General features: G+C 49.1%; 13 protein-coding genes. 3 read left to right on the top strand and 10 right to left on the bottom strand.

Going from position 1 to position 17503, the window contains the following annotated elements; all coding sequences use genetic code 11:
* The first annotated feature begins 18 nt into the window (after positions 1-18).
* Positions 19-1629, top strand: a complete 1611-nt coding sequence (locus tag PN498_RS25380) for a DUF4347 domain-containing protein (protein ID WP_272066252.1) — start codon at positions 19-21, stop codon at positions 1627-1629.
* A gap of 469 nt (positions 1630-2098) precedes the next feature.
* Complete coding sequence (locus PN498_RS25375) at positions 2099-2368, top strand: Asr1405/Asl0597 family protein (protein WP_272066251.1); 270 nt, start codon at positions 2099-2101, stop codon at positions 2366-2368.
* Positions 2369-2449: 81 nt separating this feature from the next.
* Here PN498_RS25375 and PN498_RS25370 read toward each other — a convergent pair whose 3' ends face one another.
* The gene (locus tag PN498_RS25370; RefSeq protein WP_272066250.1) at positions 2450-2983 is read right to left on the bottom strand and encodes a Dps family protein; all 534 of its coding nucleotides are present in this window, start codon (positions 2981-2983) and stop codon (positions 2450-2452) included.
* Between the two features lie 832 nt (positions 2984-3815).
* Between PN498_RS25370 and PN498_RS25365 the strand changes: the two genes are divergently transcribed.
* On the top strand, positions 3816-4808 hold the full coding sequence (locus PN498_RS25365; protein ID WP_272066249.1) for a DUF3102 domain-containing protein: 993 nt from the start codon (positions 3816-3818) through the stop codon (positions 4806-4808).
* A gap of 95 nt (positions 4809-4903) precedes the next feature.
* On the opposite strand, the gene PN498_RS25360 is transcribed toward PN498_RS25365, so the two are convergent.
* The 9 genes from PN498_RS25360 to PN498_RS25320 all read right to left on the bottom strand — a co-directional run bounded on the left by PN498_RS25360 (position 4904) and on the right by PN498_RS25320 (position 16720).
* Positions 4904-6379, bottom strand: coding sequence for a lipopolysaccharide biosynthesis protein (locus PN498_RS25360; protein WP_272066248.1), 1476 nt, complete (start codon positions 6377-6379; stop codon positions 4904-4906).
* Entirely contained in the window at positions 6376-7644 is a 1269-nt protein-coding gene (locus PN498_RS25355) for a glycosyltransferase 87 family protein (protein ID WP_272066247.1), read from the bottom strand. The genes PN498_RS25360 and PN498_RS25355 overlap by 4 nt, the downstream gene beginning before the upstream one ends.
* A gap of 47 nt (positions 7645-7691) precedes the next feature.
* A complete protein-coding gene (locus PN498_RS25350) occupies positions 7692-9260 on the bottom strand; it encodes an alkaline phosphatase family protein (protein ID WP_272066246.1) in 1569 nt (522 codons plus the stop codon).
* Entirely contained in the window at positions 9250-10461 is a 1212-nt protein-coding gene (locus PN498_RS25345; protein WP_272066245.1) for a glycosyltransferase family 4 protein, read from the bottom strand. The genes PN498_RS25350 and PN498_RS25345 overlap by 11 nt, the downstream gene beginning before the upstream one ends.
* A gap of 15 nt (positions 10462-10476) precedes the next feature.
* A complete protein-coding gene (locus PN498_RS25340; RefSeq protein ID WP_272066244.1) occupies positions 10477-12084 on the bottom strand; it encodes an alkaline phosphatase family protein in 1608 nt (535 codons plus the stop codon).
* A gap of 34 nt (positions 12085-12118) precedes the next feature.
* Positions 12119-13201, bottom strand: a complete 1083-nt coding sequence (locus tag PN498_RS25335) for a Gfo/Idh/MocA family protein (protein ID WP_272066243.1) — start codon at positions 13199-13201, stop codon at positions 12119-12121.
* A gap of 185 nt (positions 13202-13386) precedes the next feature.
* A complete protein-coding gene (locus PN498_RS25330) occupies positions 13387-14739 on the bottom strand; it encodes an FAD-dependent oxidoreductase (RefSeq protein ID WP_272066242.1) in 1353 nt (450 codons plus the stop codon).
* Between the two features lie 2 nt (positions 14740-14741).
* On the bottom strand, positions 14742-15209 hold the full coding sequence (locus PN498_RS25325; RefSeq protein ID WP_272066241.1) for a GtrA family protein: 468 nt from the start codon (positions 15207-15209) through the stop codon (positions 14742-14744).
* 59 nt (positions 15210-15268) lie between these two features.
* A complete protein-coding gene (locus PN498_RS25320) occupies positions 15269-16720 on the bottom strand; it encodes an NAD(P)/FAD-dependent oxidoreductase (RefSeq protein ID WP_272066240.1) in 1452 nt (483 codons plus the stop codon).
* Positions 16721-17503: the final 783 nt, after the last annotated feature.

The following is a 17503-nucleotide window of genomic DNA, read 5'->3' as shown; positions in this document are numbered from 1 at the left end:
AGTATCTCCTTAAAAAGCATGTCTTTCCTCTCTTCGTCACAAAACAATAGTTCTGTTCCAACCGCTTATCTCTCATCAACTCTGGTGGTTGTTGATGCTGGAGTTAATGACATCTCTGCGCTCATTGAAGACGTTTCAGGCAACGCTCAAATTCTTCTATTAGATAAGGGGCGAGATGGGGTTGAGCAGATTACCGCAGCCTTGCACAAATACCCAACCATTTCCAGTCTGCACATCGTATCCCATGGTGCGCCAGGCTATCTACAGCTGGGTAACACGCAGCTTAACCTGGATACCTTTGCTCAATACGCAGAACACTTACAGGCTTGGGCAAGCTTTCTCCATGAGCAGGAGATTCTGCTGTATGGGTGTCAGGTTGCCAAGGGGACGACGGGCTATCTGTTCCTGCGTCAGCTACATCAGTTTACGGGAGCAAACATTGCAGCGTCGAGCGATCGCGTCGGTCGAGTAGGCACAGAGCGGAACTGGACTCTGGAAGCTCACATCGGCAACCCAGAAGCTCAGCTTATCTTCTCACCTCAGCTACAGCAAAGCTATGAGGGGCATTTCGAGACCGTTAACTTTAGTACTAATACCGATACGGTTGTTGAAAATGAAGGCACCCTTTACAGCTTTAACTTCACAGTCGATGGCCCCATTCCTGCCGGCGGCAGTGTTGTTCGTTTAGAGGGCAGCTTTCCCCAAGCCATTAACCAGTGGAATCTTTTTAACCTTAGCTTCAGCGGGCTGCAAGGCGGCTTAGATACAGGCATCATCGACGTTTCGCCAGCACTGGACTTTTCTGCCTTTAACCTCATCATCACTGAGCCTAATGCCTCGATTAATTTGCCGATTTTCAATGATTCTTTGGACGACAGTCCTCAAACAGTGACGTGGACGGTGACCCCTGTTTCAGCCGGGACGACGGTGACCAATGGTTCTGCCACCGTAACCATCTTTGATGATCGCAGCGAGGTGCCCATCAGCCCACCCCCATCAGCCCCACAACCCTCCTCTACTAACGCAGCGCTGAACCAGATTGGCGGTTTGGACGCGGGCTTTTACCTATCCATTTACCCGGATGTTGCGGCTAGTGGCCTTGACCCACTCACTCACTTCGTCAATTCTGGAGCTAGGGAAGGACGCTCTCCCAGAATTCTCTTCGACACGCTATTCTATCTATCTACTTACCCTGACATTGCTGATGCAGTGGCTAGTGGTGGGCTTGAAAATGCTCTGGTTCATTATGTGCAATCGGGAGCCGCTGAGGGCCGTGATCCAAGCGGTTACTTCGATACCTCTGACTATTTGCTCAGAAACCCAGACGTTGCTCAAGCCGGAATAAATCCGCTGGGTCACTATGTTCAGTTTGGTGGGCGAGAAGGACGGGACCCCAATGCCGTTTTTGACTCTGATTTTTACCTCAGCAGCCATCCCGATGTGGCTGCGGCTGGTTTGAACCCACTAGAACACTACATCCAATTTGGATCGTCTGAAGGTCGAGCTGTTAGCGCTAGCTTTGACCCCGACAGCTATCTGGCAGCCAACCCTGACGTAGCTAGCGCTGGCATTGAGCCGTTGCTTCACTATCTAACGTTCGGAATTGCGGAAGGACGCGCAGTCGCCTAGAACAACTCAGGCCCAATTTGATATTTCGATGGGTGTCAATCTGGCCCAATAGATAAGAACTTATCTCATCTATTGGGTTGGAGTTCTTGCAGGGGTCCTTTATCTTTATCAACATACTATTGAGAATTTGTTGCATCGGCTAGCAGACTTGGGTATCTTAATAGCATCAATAATCAACAAATAATTTTCTCTATTGGTATCGACAGGCTATTGAAAACAGACGATTTCTCAAGGAGCTGCGGGCTAATTCCTGCCAAGGGCTATTCTCTGCCTCTAAAAGACAGTGGACGCCCCAATTGAGAATCATTGGTTATAAAACCAAGTTCTATTCTTGAGCCGTTTAGCAGGAGGCCATGGCATAAGGGGTAGATAGCAAAATCAATCCCTCATGGGGCACGAGTACGCACTGTCTTGGTTGTCCCTAGCTAAACGGCGACGGTCATAGTTCTAATTTCATGGGCGAAAGGGTATGGAACCTTCAGAGGCTGACTATTTATCTTCAGGCAATGGCTTAAGCATTGAGCTGGATCTTGACACCACAACCCGCTGGGATGTTTATTTTCACCTGCAGAAGTTTTCAGTCATCTGTGAATGCAAATTTGGTCATCCGTTACGAGTGCAGGTTCGCAATGTAACGGATGCCATTCATCTATGGAGTGCTGTTCAATTTCTAACGGCTCCTAAAACAATCTTGATACAGCGCCTAGAGCGTTGCTGGCAACACAAGGCAGTTATCTGAGGCAACAGTCTTTCGGTATAGCGTGCACCTTAATGCGCTTGCGATCGCCGAGTCCGCTGCCTACAGTCACACCCATGTTGATCAATTGAGCTTCAAACTATCGCGGGTCAAGAAATGCTCTAGGTGATAGGCGCGTTCTTCAGTCTTCAGCAAGATTCTTTCATAGAGGTAGCGAGTGGCGCGATCGCCTAAGCTTTCGGCTTGACTGGCCTGCCGCCGCAGGAGTTCGATGACTGACTGCTCAGCGCCGAGGTCGTGCTCAATCATTGAGCGGCAGCGAAAAGTATCGTCAGACTCCTGTTGAAAACAACAAAGCTTGGCCAAGCTGCTGAATGTCAAAGCTGGAACGCCGCCTAATCCATGTAGTCTTTCGCCAATCTCATGGGCATGCTCCTGCACCTCTTCGTAGCTTTCCTCGAAGTAATTATGAAGCATGTAGTATTCAGTTCCTTCGACTACAAAGTGGTGCTTTTGATATTGCAGGTAAAGCGCTAAGAAGCTGGCGTATGCAATACTTAGCCCTTCTAAAGCGGGTTCCGTGACCGATTTGTCCAACAAAATTGGATTGTCGGCAACTTCACCATACATTTGCTGAAGAGTCTCGGTAGTCGGCATAAAGCTTTCCTCATGTGGCAACAAATCGTGCTACCCAGACAACTTTGGGTTTCAGTTGAGAGTACAGGCTTCTTCCAATCTTATTGAGTATCCTTTCGGACAATTAATTTTCGACTTTGGTGGCGTCGATGACGAAATCCGGAACCTCATAACATCGAATGGTCGCTATTGAAAACAATTCTTGACAAATAGGCAACTTGAGACGTTGAGCCTTGGGTAAGGCCGCATCAACGCAACCCTCTGTTTCATGAGGATGATAGGTCTGGACTTGACTCGTCTATCAACTTTCCACTTAATGAAATGTTGTCAAACGTTTTGCGATTGATGATGATTAAGCACAACTTTGAAAGAGCAATTTTTTGAAGAAAAACAGTCCTTTCAAACAATCTTTATGGCCGCTTCATAAAGCAATTCTTTTGAAAATGAATTGCAATAGGCGACCATGTCCTGAACGATTGTTGGTAGTGAAACTACTCAAAATCAGGTGCTGATCTATAAACAAGCTATCGCTATTAAACTGAAAGATTTTGCCGGTTAGGATGCCATGATTTATGAATTTAGCATAAACCTATTTTATTTCTGCGGAATCACCATGGATCTTGATGAGATGGATTCTCTTTAAACAAGACGAGCGACCTAATTCGTAAGTGGCTTTACCCATGTTCTTGCTGAAGTCATTTGCTAGAATTTACTCAAGTAAAGTTTTTACTTTACAGAAGCTAAATTTTCGATAAAGAATAGACTTGTTGAAAACATAAAACATTCATTAGGCATAAATTAGCCTATTTCGTGAGTGTTTTATGCGGCTGAAATCCAGGTATTTCATGTAGACATGGGCAATACAAATCGGCAGATTCAGTCATTGGCTCTTTTTGACTATGGCAGCCTCCAACCAGATCATCGACTCGTTATTCAGCAACATACCGGCGAAATTCGAAAGCGATTACGCCGTTCTGCTCAAGATGTATGGGAGATTGGTCAGCGCTTGGCGGATGTGCGATCGCGCCTCAAGCACGGGCAGTTTTTGACGTGGTTGAAGACAGAATTTGGCTGGAGTCAGCGAACGGCATACAACTTCATCAATGTCTATGAAACGTTCGGGGACAGGTTTGCAAAACTTGCAAAAGTTGATATCGCGACCTCAGTGCTTTATCAGCTGGCAGCGCCTTCAGTTTCCGAAGAACTGAGAACTCAAGTCCTAGATGCCGCAGAAGCCGGTGAGAGGATTACCCATCAAGCAGTCAAGTCAGCCATCAAACAAAGTAAGGCGGCTAAAAAATCTTTAGATGCTTCAGCTTCAGTCGCCGAATTGGACGAACCAACCCATAAGAAACCAGAAATCATCACGGTTATTCCAAAGTCTGTAGAGAAGATTGATTCACCGATGACGCATCAGTCTCTCTCTGATGTGACCATCAGTCCTGGCTGGTATCGATTAGCCAGTCAACATCGACTATTCTACGGGGATACGGCTTCTTCTAGCTTTGTTCAGGCAGTGCCTCAAGCCAAGCTGGCGATCGCGATTACGCCTGAAGACTGGGCGCATGATTGGCTAGTGGAGCAGGCCGATAGCGTCGTTATTCTACCTGAGGACGAAACATCATTAGCGACAGTAGAGAAACTGCTGTTGTTGCTCTCCAAACCTGGAGACACCGTTATTTTGCCCTGGCTCCCCCTAGCCGAATTGATTGCAGTCATTCATCGTCTTGGTCGAATCGCCTATGCGGGAGACCCTAATCGAGGTCGCTGTCAGCAGGCGATCGCGGCAGCAGGTCTAAAACCAGAACTGCTCTCGGATACACGGATAGCAACCCTGGTAGGATAGCGTGAAGCTATTCTTTAACCCTGCTTTTTGGAAAGCGGTGATGGCATCTACTGACATCTTGCCGTCAGCATTAGCTCAACTGCAAAATCTGAGATCTACAGTTTCTTGCCTTTGACGGTAGTCGGTAAAAAGCCTAGTAGGAGAGATCCCATCAAGGCAACCTCGCGGCGACTAAATTCGCCTAGGGACAGGAAGCCGATAGGAACCAAGAGGGCCAGTAGTATGAGCTGTGGCAGCAACCAGAATCCTGAAGCCGACCAGTGCATCGCTACGGCATAAATGGCTCCGCACACAAGCAGGCTCCGTAGAAAAGTGGATATGGGAGGCCAAATATGCCAAAGTCTGTAGATGGCTATCACCATAGCGCCGGCACCCACCTGGGCTACAAGGGCGGTAACCCAAGCTGCGCCTAGCGTATTCAATCTTGGAATAGCCCACCAGTGGCAACATATGGCAAGGGGCAACAGTGGAGCTGCAATTAAAAAAGGGGTTTTGGGCCGATCAGCAGCAGTCAGAATGGTTGTGCCAATCGATATCATCATCAGTCCTAAAGAACTAAAGATCAGCACAGATAAGATCGGAGCAGTCGGTAAAAAAGCGTCCCCATAGATCAGCTTCACGATCGCGGGTGCCGTCGCAATTGTGATGGCGCCTATTGGCAATAGTCCAATCACAAGCCGCAAAGCATGACGAGCAAGTTCTTTAGCCTGCACCAATTCCCCAGCAGCTAATAGACGACTGAGACTAGACAGCAACAGGGGAGAGAAGGAAATACTGAGAATGGTCGGGATAAACGCTAGATTTTGAGCAGCACCATAAAGACCTGACTCTTCAGCGGAACCGCCCAACAGCTTCAGGATAATTAAGTCTAGCTTGTCATAAAGTCGCATCGCCATGGCAAAGCAAAACAGGGGGATGGCGTAGCCAAAGAGCGATCGCATAGGAAAGTCGACTCTCTTGAACCATGCAGTTGGCGCAAAGCAGGTCGCGATGACGAGTTCCACTACAGAGGCCCCAATAGTCCCTAAAATTGCCCCTGTAACAGAAAATCCCAGTCCCACTAAAAGCACAATGAGGAGCAAGCGCAGGGTCCAACGTCCGGCTGTAGCAAGGGCCCGTTCTCGAAACTTGCCTCGGCCAATTAAGATATTGCGCTGGGCGCTAGCCATACTGAAAACCGGAATATCCAGAGATAACAATCGCAAATATTGGCCCAAAGCGGGTTCATGAAAGCTAGCGGCGATCGCGGGTGCCAGTAACCAAACCAGGAGGGTGATGCCCACACTCAATGCCAAATGCAGCCGTAATACCAGTGTCCCAATTGATCGCCAGTCCTCCGCCTCACCAACAAATTTGATCGTGGTGCGACTGAAGATGGACGTAATGCTCCACTCAATCCATGCCACTAAAACAGAGGCTAGTGTAAATAAGCCGTAGCCCTCCTGTCCCAATCGTCGCGTCAGAAAACCGGCGGTGATCAAGCCCGTTGGTAAAATCAAGCCTTCCGCCAAAAACACCCAAAGGGTGCCGTCCAGAATCTGACGGTTTGTTTTAGCTGTAGAAGACGTCATGCTTTCTCCTGGTGGGTCAGCTCTGGTGGGTTCAATTCCTGCTGGGCAAGCACCATAAAGAAGACCAGCAATCCTACCCAGAGAATGGTCTGCCCACCGACTGCCAAGGTTGATATAGGTGGTGCACCGTTCAAAAATCGAGCGGGAGCCATCAAAGCAAACCAGTTGAGCGCGAAGAGAATGGCCGTAATCAACCGAAGTGGCTGACTAGGAGACGTTTTAGCTAGCCGGAACAGGGCAATGACGGGGATCCACAGCAGCAAATCATCAAAGACTTGGTGATCAGTCCAAAACCGGGATATCAGAGCCGCTACGCTCATTAGGGTCCACGGATCTGCGCGACGATAGAGCCAAGTCCAAAGACCCATTGCGCCCATTAGCAAGAGCGAAGCGGGAAGCATCCACTCTGATAGTCCAGCTGCCTCCAACCAAGTGTGGACACTGGCATGACCGCGTGTTCCCAGTTGATCTCCGGCATGGGCTAACCAATCGGCGTGCAGCGTCAGTAAGTTACCGGCCTGATAGCCAGTCGCTATCAGTGCTGCGATCGCGTATCCCCCGCTCACCAGCACAACGGGACGCCACCGCCCCGGCATAAAACACACGAGCCAGAAGAAGGGCGCTGAAACAGTTGGTTTAACCAAGGCAAAGATGACAAAAGCAGCACCGAGAATATCCTGCGACCAGGAGCGGCGAGAACGGTCTATCAGCAGTAATCCAGCGACAAGCGGCGGGATGACATGGGTCGCTAATTGACCGACCCGAATGCCTGCACTCGCTGGATAGAGCGCAAAAGGCAGGAGGGCAATAAAGAGCTTCTCCCAAAGCGTTGTAGCCCGACTTTCTCGAATGCCCAACCCAGAGAGCCAGGCCAATACGGCCAGGGTTGACCCTGCCCAAAACCAGCGAGCCGCTTCTCGATCCATCCAACTGAGCAAAGGCCAGAGCAAGACATGGCTAGCCGGGGGATAGTCGCCATTGGGCAAGGCCCCATAGACAGGTTGTCTAGAAAACCAGTACTCGACTTCCCGATGACGAGAAATCAGGTCAACGGCGTCAACTCTATCTTCGCCCCAGATCAACCGAGGTAGCTCTAATCCCAGTCGCCAAAGGGCAGCCGCGATCATCAGACCAATGCCAACCTGTAAGATCAATTGACCATAGCGTCTCCAAATTACGGCTAAGACAGACTTAGGAGAGGTCAACGGGGCTGGGGACGTCGAAGGCGGATGGACAGGTTCCATAGAGGTATCGGCTAAAACCATTAAAACTATCGAGATTTAGTTGGCGTGCGGGTCAAGTTATGGGTCTGCTACGTAGAAGGTGGTGAAGATGACGTTACCTCCCGTCGTTGGTCGGCCAGCAGTTCAGTCTGAATGCGCCCTGGCATGGTTTTGGGAACCGGCTGTCCTAGCAGAGACAAAAAGGTTGGTGCTAAGTTACGGAGGGCTATCTCCCCCAGATCTCCATGGGCCTGAATTCGGGGTCCCGCTGCCACGACAAATCCACTCTGGTTATGATCGCTGCCCCTAAAGAACTCAGGTTTTTCCTGCTGCAATACAACTTGAGGATGGATGACCTGCTCCATAAAATAGTCGCCGGGTCGCCATTTCACAACCACGTCAGGCAGCGTGGGATGGGCATCGGCACCAAATAGTTCACGAGGGCGGATGACGGCTTGCACGGCAGGCTCGCTACTGATGGGATCAATCAGCGATCGCAAGTCTGCTTCCAAACGCTGGAGTAACGCTTCGTAGTCTTGTCCTGGTTCCACAATGCCCATTGGCTCTCGTCCCTTGAGATTCACATGCAGGTAGCTGGTAAATTCCGAGGGAATCATAAATACCGTCGTTTTTGACCAGTCCGTTCCTCCTTGAAACTGGTCTGACAATAAGCGTTCACGGGTTTCCCTAGAGAGAAACTGACTTAGGGCAATCCGCACGGATTCGGGTAGCAGTCGCCGCAGAATCGCCATCGGACTGAGGGAGGGGGGCGCACTGCCAGGTTCTGGTAGCGATCGATAGCCAAGCTTGAGCAGGAAATCGGCCATCAGTCCCCCAGTGGGATACTGATCCTGAAGACCCAAAGGCGATACGACAAAGACATTTGCTGTCTCTGGTAGCTGTGTCAATAGCTGCCCGATTTCTTGATCGAGGGCCTGATAGACCTGGCGCAGTCCGTTCCTGAGGGACGCACTTTCGGAGGCCGCAGCGGCTTGGTACTGCCAGAGCTGATGTCCGCCTGTATGGGATTCGGCAAAAACCGCTACCATCAAGTCGTAAGTCGACTCTGCCCACAGGCGACGACAAAGCTCACCTTTCTTCCGAATCCGGGTAAGCAATCGCTGGTAGATTTTTTGGTCGGTTGCCAGATCGCTCTCAAAGACTTCATCAATGTTGATTTGCTTGCCGAAGATGCCTTTAACCTGCTCTAGCAAAGTTTGTGGCTGGGCTGATGGTGGCACTAAGGGACGATGGACAGCCCAATCGGCCAGTTGAATCCCATTGAGTCCGGAGATCGGCAGCACTTCAGGTATGTCAATCAGGGCCACTCGTTGACCTGTGCCTTGTAAAGCGGACCAAAACGCAGAGGTATTAAAATCGGGCCCCCAAACGGGACTCAAGCCATAGCTGCCGGGTTTTTGTAGCTGCCGGAAGTAATGATAGCCGTGTTGCCCGGCTGAAGTGCCACTGAAGAGATTGACCCAAACCCCATCTTCAAAGACGAGTTCTGGTCCTGTGATTGTGCCCCAACATCCCCGCTCCATGAGTGCTGCTAGGTTAGGCAAATACCCTGCCTGCACCCAGCGCTGAATCAGGACCGGATCGCCAGCATCGATTCCTAAAATTACTAGCGGGGAAGAATGACGTTCAGAAGACATAGGCTTTCCTCTCTACACGGGCTGACTCTCCTAATATGGCCTCATATTGGTCCACAAATTTATCAACAAAAGCGGACTCGTCAAACTGCGTTAGAGCGATCGCCCTGCCTGCTTGTCCCCAAGTTTCTGATAGGGAACGATCCTGCAGTAACAGGAGCAATGCCGATGCTAGATGGGTTATATTACCAGGCGGTACCAAAACACCCGTTTTTCCATTCTGCACAATATCGGCTAGCCCGCCAGACGCACTTGCCACAACAGCGGTGCCTCTCATCATGGCCTCTGCGGCCACCATGCCGAAAGGTTCTGCCCAGCGGGAGGGGACAGCCTGTACCCAGGCTTGGTTAAAGTGCATCTCCATAATGTCTCGGGGGAGATGACCCAACAGAGAAACAACTTCAGAGAGTCCCAACTCGGTTATTAGCGCTTGGAGATGATCTCGCTCAGGGCCATCCCCGGCAATGAGCAATTTGGCGTCTGGACAGTGCTCTATGACTTGACGGAAAGCCTGTAGCAAAATATCAACGCCTTTTTCTCGCACGAGGCGACCCGCGAACACCACGGTGGGTGAGGAGGTCAGCGGTGGACGCGGCGATCGACGGGGAACACCACATTCAATAACTGCTTTGGACGGAATCCCTTCGGCAATGAGCTGACGCTGCACAGCATGACTGTTGGCGACAATTCGATCAAAAACGGGCTGCCATTGCCGCCACTGCTGCATCTGTTTCATTAGGGGCAGCCAGTCATGAAGGGGCACACAGCCGTTGCGGTAGCAGGCGGCACCGTAGCGCTCTGCACAGGGACTGCCATTGGGTAATATCTTGTTGCCCAGCGGACAGATCGGACGATACCAGGCAACGTAATAAAGGCTAGGAATGGTTTGTAGCAGGGGAAGGATTGACGGGGATAGCTGAGTCAAAAAAATCTTGACGTGCACTATCTGAGGTTGAAAGTCTGTCAACACGTGCTGTAGACGGCGAGCGGCCCAGGGGTTCCAGCTCTGCAATAGGGTTCGAAACCGAGAAGTCGTACCCAAACACTCATAATCGGCGAGGCGATCGCCCATCTTAGCCTGAGCATTTGTGGAAAAGAGACGGGCATCGTGACCCCGCCGTCTTAGCCCGTCTCGTAGGGCGAACATTAATAGTTCGGCTCCCCCAGTTGGCGTGGCATAGTCGTTCACCAACAGTATCTTCATGGGCTTAGTCCAAATTTAGGGTACAACCAAGGACTGGCTACTCCGCTGTACGGGGCGGCCCTGACAGATGTGTTCATTGATAAGCTCTGATAGAACCCGACCGTCCAAGTCTTCAGGAACAGCCTGCTCTAGCAAATAGAGAATGGTGGGGGCCAGATCCATCGTGCTGGCTCCTAGAACGGAAGCTCCAGGGCGGATATGCTGACCCGCAGCAATCACAAAACCATCTTCCGAATGCTGTGCTTTACGGATGGCTTCGGATCCCGACACGGTGCCGAACTTGGGATGGTTCAAATGGTGAATCAAACCGTCTTCGGCCCACTGAATGACGATGTCAGGTAAGTCATACAGGTTGTTACCCTGATAGACCTTAGTAATGGGCACTGCTTGTTTGACAGCGCGGTTTCCGGTGTCTGGATTAACCAGCTGCTCTAACTCGTGACAAATCTCCTGACAGGTGGCGTCATAATCGCTGACCGGCACAATGCCTTCCGGCTCTCGACCCTGCAGATTAATGCGCACGAACCCCTGAAAATGTTCCGTTGGCAGAAAAAAGGCCCGTGTCCGCTGCCAATCGACGCCGCTGTTGAACTGAAGCGAGAACATGGCATCGTGGTGAGACTGCGGCACAAACTTGTCATTGATGAACTGACGCAACGAAGACGGAATCAGTCGCTCTTTCACCCACTCGGAAACACTCTTTGAATTGGTATCATCTTCGCTTTCCGGCGGTACCTGATAGCCCAGTTTCTCCATAACAACCTGTAGCAGGTAGCTGCCAGAGTAGTTGGTCGTAATACCGTGAACCGAAACTAAGAAGACGGTTGTGTCGTCTAATCGCCCGTCCAAAAGTTCCTTCAGTGCTGCATCTAATTCGATATAAGTGCTGGGTAGCGCCTGTCCCAAGACGGGTGCTCTCTCGGGATCATGCGCCCAGTGATGATCGTCATGATGGTGGTAGAAATGGTGCCCAACTGAGTGAGCTTCGGCAAAAACCGTGACGAACAAATCCCAGTCGTCTTGCTCTTGCAGAAACTTAATCGCTTTGAGCTTGCGCTCGACGTTTGCCAGAAGCGTATCGCGGGATTTAATTTCATGCTTATAGCTTGGATCAAACAGCTCTTGAGGACGGGGATATCGACCAAAGCGAGCGGTAAGTTCTTCAACCAGAGGGATCGGTAAGGATGATTGCTCAATCAGGGGATACTCTTCTCCCCAACCCGCAACCTGAATGCCGTCAATGCCTGGAATGGGCTTCGTCTTGGGGACATCGAAGATAGCAACCCGCTTGCCAGCGTCGCGCAACAGCCACCAAAAGGGCAAGAAGCGGCTACAGTGCTCCCCAACCCGCACAATATCTGTTGTGCCCTGTTGAATGGCTTGAAAGTTGTAAAAGCCATGTTTAGAAGGGGGGACGCCCGTGTTGAAAGTGGGCCAGGGTGAATCAGAAAACATGCCTCGGGTAGACATCAATCTTGCCCAAGAGCCTTTCTCTAACAGCGAACGGATGAAGGGCAATCGCCCCTCTTTAGCCCACAGCTGTATCAGGTCCGGATCTGCAGAATCCAGGCCGATCACAACTACGCGGCTTTTGGTATTAGGGCTTGAAAGCAGTTTCGACATAGTTAGAGTAGGTCAGCGTGCCAGCGGAAAGGTATTAGAGGGCAGGAATAACATTCGAGGACGATCGCTCTTGAGTTGCCTCTGTGAGAGAAATCGTGGAGCCAGACTGGGCGGCGAGCTCAGCCGCTTCGATCACCGCTAAGGCTCGGAGGCCATCAGTGAAATTGGGATAGGCAGGTCGTCCCGATAAGACTGCATCCACAAACTCAGCTAAGGCTCCCTCATAGGAAGGCTCTAAGGTGGGCGCAATCATCTTGCGCCAGTTCAGCGATCGCAGCGCCGACTGTAGACTGATACTTAACTGGGCTCGACGAGAACTGGCGCGGTGGGGGGAAATGATCTGAATTTGAGTGTCTCGATAGCGATCAGCAATCAGTTTGCCGTTCTGCCCATAGATCTCCCAGCGAGCTTCGTCGATGGTACTCATAGAGGTAAACAGCTGAAACAAAAGACCGTTGCTGAGCTGGAACTGCAATGCTGCCGTGTCGTCCTCATAGTGGTGCGATCGCACTTCTGCCGCTACGGTCTGTACCTCAGCATCAAATAGAAATCGCGCCAAATCGATGTCGTGCAGACCCAAATCGAGCAGAATGCCGCCGCCACTGGCCCGCTTTTGTTTCCAGACTGGGGCAGTTCCGACTGGATAGGAAAACACTGATCGAGCACTGACCAGTTTTCCCAGCTGTCCCGACTGGATGACCTGCTTCGCTGCCCTGTACTGGGGACTAAAGCGATAGTTGAAGCCAATCATGCCGATCGTGCCTGCCCGCTGCCACGCCGCAATAACCGCTTGGGCCTCTTGGGTATTCACGGCGATAGGCTTTTCCAGATAGACATGTTTGCCTTGATCTAGAGCAGCGATCGCGGCTTCGGCATGCAGGGCACTGGGCAGACAAATCACCACACCATCAATAGCTGACTGCTGAAGCAAATCGCGATAGTCGGTGTAGGCGATCGCTGAAGGAGCCTGACGTTTGGCTGCTTCCTGACGCTGAGGATCGGGTTCAGCCAAAGCCACCAGCTCAACTCCGGATAAGCGAGTCAAGATATTGAGGTGTACGGCTTGTGCAATGCTCCCACAGCCAATCAGTCCTAGTTTGCAGGTTGGTTTAGGCATCGTGAATTGTGTGCAAATGCTATGGAACTAGATCAAGGGATGAGGACTTACGCACGGCCCCTTAGGCTACCCAATGCTTTGGGAGTGCAAAATTCGGCTTTGATCTTTAACCCTCAAGTATGGGGATGTTAGATGTAGCGGTGTAAGTCCTATAGATGACAGAGAATGTCAGTAAGCTAGCTATCTTAAGCTACGGGAACGAGCGCCAACTGCTTTTCGACAATGTCTTTGCCAAATCGCATCATGTCATGTAAGTGGGTGTAAGCAAATTTGCCATTTCTACCCGAAAGACTGAGATTGTCGAATCGACTGAGCCAGTCCGCAATGTCCGAGACCTTATCTTCAAATCCTAATTCGAGGATTGGGTAAGCGAAATTCAAGCGACCACACCAAGAATCGAGCACCTCATCTGCCCTGATCCAGCCAATCTCAACCAATTTCTGCGTAATCATATTAACTAGCCCTGAATCATCCAGCGACCAAATGGCGTCTTCTCGATGACAGGGGATTTCAACAACTAGAGACGTTTTGCCTGGAGGAGACATGTATGGACTGCGATTACGCGGTTCGTAGATGCGAGTAAAGGGGAAGGTTTTTTCGGGAAAATAAACCGTTGCATTGCCATTGATGGACGGTTTATCTAGGAAGAGCGCAACGAGTCGTAAATGTCGATAGCGCAAGCTATTTGCCAGCCGTAAGATTTCTGCTGGTGGCGCTGGATCAAGGCTACGAATGAGTAGCGAAAGGGGGAGCGTGCTAACGACTTGGTTGACGCGAAAGAGGCGATCGCTGCCGTCCACACCAACGGCTTGAATTTGTCTACCATTATGCGTCAGCCGATTAATGCGGTGATTCAGCCGCATGTTCTCTGGCCCGCAAAATTCCTCCATTCGTTCAACAACTCTGCCATAACCCATCTTCGGGTAATAAAATGAGCCGTCAAGGTGCTGGGTCTTAGCCAGTTTGCCAAGCGTGGCCTCGATCAAAAAAGTTCGTAGATCTAAGCCTTTCAATCGCTTTCCAGAGATATTAGGAGAAAGTTGATTACACGGTAAACCCCACAGTTTTTCCGAATAGTTCAGTAAAAATTTCTCTGAAATCGATCGGCCATAACGGTATAGGGCCAGACTCTCAAAGCTGCCATCCAACTCGGATTTGCTCACGCGAGCCTTGGCGAAGGATAGACCTGCTCTAGAAAATTCAAATGGCCCAATCTTTTTAAGTAAATCTAACGGTGACAATGGAAAGTCGATGTATTGACCCCTAAAGAAGATTTGACTAGGCGCACTCACACGATGGAGTTCATCGCCCAAAAGATTCTTCACTTCTTCAGTCACCTCTTCATCTTTATCATGAAGACGGTGAGCACCTGAATCAAAGAGAAAATCACCCTGTTTAAGGGTGACACAGTTACCGCCGACCCGATTATTAGCTTCGTAGATAGTAAATGAAAGCCCGTTCTTTCGAGCGTAATAACCAACGGACAGACCTGCGGGTCCTCCCGCCAAGATAGTGATGTCTTCAGTACCGTAACCCATGCTTAAGCTCTCCACCTAGATTTGACTGATGTTTTGTGTTTAGAAGATTTCTTGTAGTAGGCGTCGTTATAGACATAGATTTTTTTGATAGCGAAGTTAAGGAAAAATGCAATACCAGTGCCTACTACTTTCGCTAAAATTAAACGCTCGAATTGGAGTAATTCAACCAGCGTTATCATGACAACTTCATTAGCCAAAAGACCATAAATGCTTGAAAGATAGTGCCTTATAAAGACTAGCCAAAGAGGAGACAGCTTTCCTCTAAAAACTAGCCAGTTACATAGAGAGAAGTTGGTTAAAACACCCAGCGAGAAAGAGAATACTACAGCAATTCGGTAGTCTATAGAAAGAAATTTCGTGAAAAATGCAAAGAAAGCAATATCAACAACAGCTGCAGTACCACCGACAAAAAAATAGCGAAAAAGCTGACTGGCTGTTTTTTGAGTGTCGTGCTGAAATGACTTTCTCACTGGGTATCTCTTGATTAGACAAACATTCTAGTGACTGTTGGCTGTAGGCTTACAAAACCTTAGCGAGCCACCAATTCCAGCTCTTTCTGGGCAGGTTTAGGCTCTGGTTTCATGAATTCCTCGTGATAGGAGCGCTCAGTATTGACATCCCACAAGTTATGGTTTTCACCCAAGATATTCTTAGCCGCCAATATTCCTGTCAGCATTGAATGGTCTTGGTTGTTATAGCGGTGCATGCCGTTGCGACCGACTGTCTGTAGGTTTTCAAAAGTGCTCAAAAAGGTTTGAATCACCTCAAGATGCTGACGATATTCAGCGTCGTAAACCGGATAAGCTTTTAACTGACGGATAACAACCCCATCTTCAATTCGATCAAGGCTATCCACCAAGCCTAAATTGACAACCTCAGTACTCGCTAATTTGATTAGCTCATCATCTGGCATGGACCATACTGTGTCACCGCGACTACAAAAATATTCCATACCTAGACAGGTCTTACCCGGTTCAGGAACCATAGCCGGACTCCAGTTCTTGAAGTTTTGAATACGTCCAACCTTAAAGTCTGGACTATGAATGTAGAGCCAATTATCGGGAAATAGATGATCTTGATCAATAATCAAGGAAACGATGAGAAAATCTCGATAATTGAGACTGCGGGCTGCTTCCAGCACGTACTCTGGAGCCGGTGGATCAAGCTGTTTAACTAAAGCCGTGACTGGCATGCTAGACACAAAATGCTCTCCGCCGATCGAACGCTCTCGTCCATCTTGTTGAACATCAATGCTTTGAATTCGAGTTCCACAACGATTGACTCGGACAACTCGTGTTTCGGTTTCTACGGGCGAACCTTTCTTTTCCAGAAGTGTTTGAAAGCGTTCCCACATCATCCCTGGACCCAGCAAAGGATAATCAAATTCTTTGATCAGCGTTTTCGTATTGTTGGTGCCGAACAATGCATTAGTAGCGGCTTTTTTGAGCGACAACCCTTTAATCCGCTGAGCTGCCCACTCCGCTTGGATTTGAGTACAGGGAATGCCCCAAACCTTTTCTGTATAGGTTTTGAAGAAGGTTCGATATAGACGCTCACCAAAACGATTGATAACCCACTGCTCTAAATTGTCCTCCTCAGTACTGGGCTTCAGTTTTGCCTTGAGATAGCTCAATAAAATGAATACGCTGTTGAAGATACCCAAATTTCCTAACGTGTTGAGTGGTTCTAGAGGATAGCTGAAAAATTTACCGTCAAAATAAATGCGAGAGAGACGAGGTACTTTGATGAATTCATCTCCTAGAACCTCGTACCACAGTTGCTCAACTTCCGTCACTTTGGTGAAGAAGCGATGACCGCCAATGTCAAATCGATACCCCTTATAGGTTTCAGTTCGAGCGATTCCACCAACCTTATCTGATTGTTCAAACGTAATTGACTGGACATTCTTTTTAGCAAGTTCATAGGCAGCTGTAAGACCTGCTGGCCCAGCACCAATTACAACCGTGGGGTAATGTTCCATCACATGAATACTCCAAAGATTTCATGGAAGCGTTTTACAAGCAAGAAAATTCGCTGCTCTAAGCGATCGCCTGTCTAATCAAGAGAGCTACAAAAAGCAGACTGTTTGCTCAAGGAGCAAACCCTAAAGCTGCTCACTAATTAATGGGGATAAAAGCTTCCCGTATCATCAAATCGCTCATCTAGCTATTAGAACAAAACCAGCAATTTCCCAACCTGACCTGAGAAAGATGAACAGAACGGCTCTATTTCCTAAGATTTTGAACGCATCTAACCCAAGATTGGAACGATGCTGATCCACTGATATTGACGCTACCAATGGGGAATTTATCGCTGCTAACTAACAAACGATTTCCAACCAAGTCATTAACTTTTCAAAATCCTTAAAATAAACTTTAACACTCACTTGCGGTTAGTAACAATATCTCATTTATGAAGTTTATAACAAGAAGTGTCAAAGGGTTTTGGATTTTAATAGAAAGCATCTTTGAGCAGTAATTCAAATTAAGCTCAGCATTTAATCTTATAAAGCTTTGGTCTTGCATAATGTAGCCTCCTTAACTATCGAAAGCATTCCAGCAAAAACAATGTCTATCGTGTTGATTTATAATCTGGTTTTTAAACCACTGTCGAGACAATAGCCAGACTAATCAAGGTGGGATTGAGTCAGGAAGATGCCATGTTTGCAAGTACTCTACATAGCCCACCCTATGGAAGCGCAAAGTTTTATAGCCTAACCGTCTAGTTTGTGCACTTAATGGCATCTAGGTGCTTGGCCCATAGC

Origin of the sequence: Oscillatoria sp. CS-180 (assembly GCF_028330965.1) — a bacterium.
In the GTDB taxonomy this organism is placed as follows: Bacteria; Cyanobacteriota; Cyanobacteriia; order Phormidesmidales; family Phormidesmidaceae; genus Halomicronema.
This window is presented reverse-complemented; position numbering and strand designations above follow the sequence as displayed.

Coding starts and splice junctions, on each gene's coding strand:
- PN498_RS25380 (WP_272066252.1), top strand. CDS start 19: ATGTCTTTCCTCTCTTCGTCACAAAACAATAGTTCTGTTCCAACCGCT.
- PN498_RS25375 (WP_272066251.1), top strand. CDS start 2,099: ATGGAACCTTCAGAGGCTGACTATTTATCTTCAGGCAATGGCTTAAGC.
- PN498_RS25370 (WP_272066250.1), bottom strand. CDS start 2,983: ATGCCGACTACCGAGACTCTTCAGCAAATGTATGGTGAAGTTGCCGAC.
- PN498_RS25365 (WP_272066249.1), top strand. CDS start 3,816: ATGGGCAATACAAATCGGCAGATTCAGTCATTGGCTCTTTTTGACTAT.
- PN498_RS25360 (WP_272066248.1), bottom strand. CDS start 6,379: ATGACGTCTTCTACAGCTAAAACAAACCGTCAGATTCTGGACGGCACC.
- PN498_RS25355 (WP_272066247.1), bottom strand. CDS start 7,644: ATGGTTTTAGCCGATACCTCTATGGAACCTGTCCATCCGCCTTCGACG.
- PN498_RS25350 (WP_272066246.1), bottom strand. CDS start 9,260: ATGTCTTCTGAACGTCATTCTTCCCCGCTAGTAATTTTAGGAATCGAT.
- PN498_RS25345 (WP_272066245.1), bottom strand. CDS start 10,461: ATGAAGATACTGTTGGTGAACGACTATGCCACGCCAACTGGGGGAGCC.
- PN498_RS25340 (WP_272066244.1), bottom strand. CDS start 12,084: ATGTCGAAACTGCTTTCAAGCCCTAATACCAAAAGCCGCGTAGTTGTG.
- PN498_RS25335 (WP_272066243.1), bottom strand. CDS start 13,201: ATGCCTAAACCAACCTGCAAACTAGGACTGATTGGCTGTGGGAGCATT.
- PN498_RS25330 (WP_272066242.1), bottom strand. CDS start 14,739: ATGGGTTACGGTACTGAAGACATCACTATCTTGGCGGGAGGACCCGCA.
- PN498_RS25320 (WP_272066240.1), bottom strand. CDS start 16,720: ATGGAACATTACCCCACGGTTGTAATTGGTGCTGGGCCAGCAGGTCTT.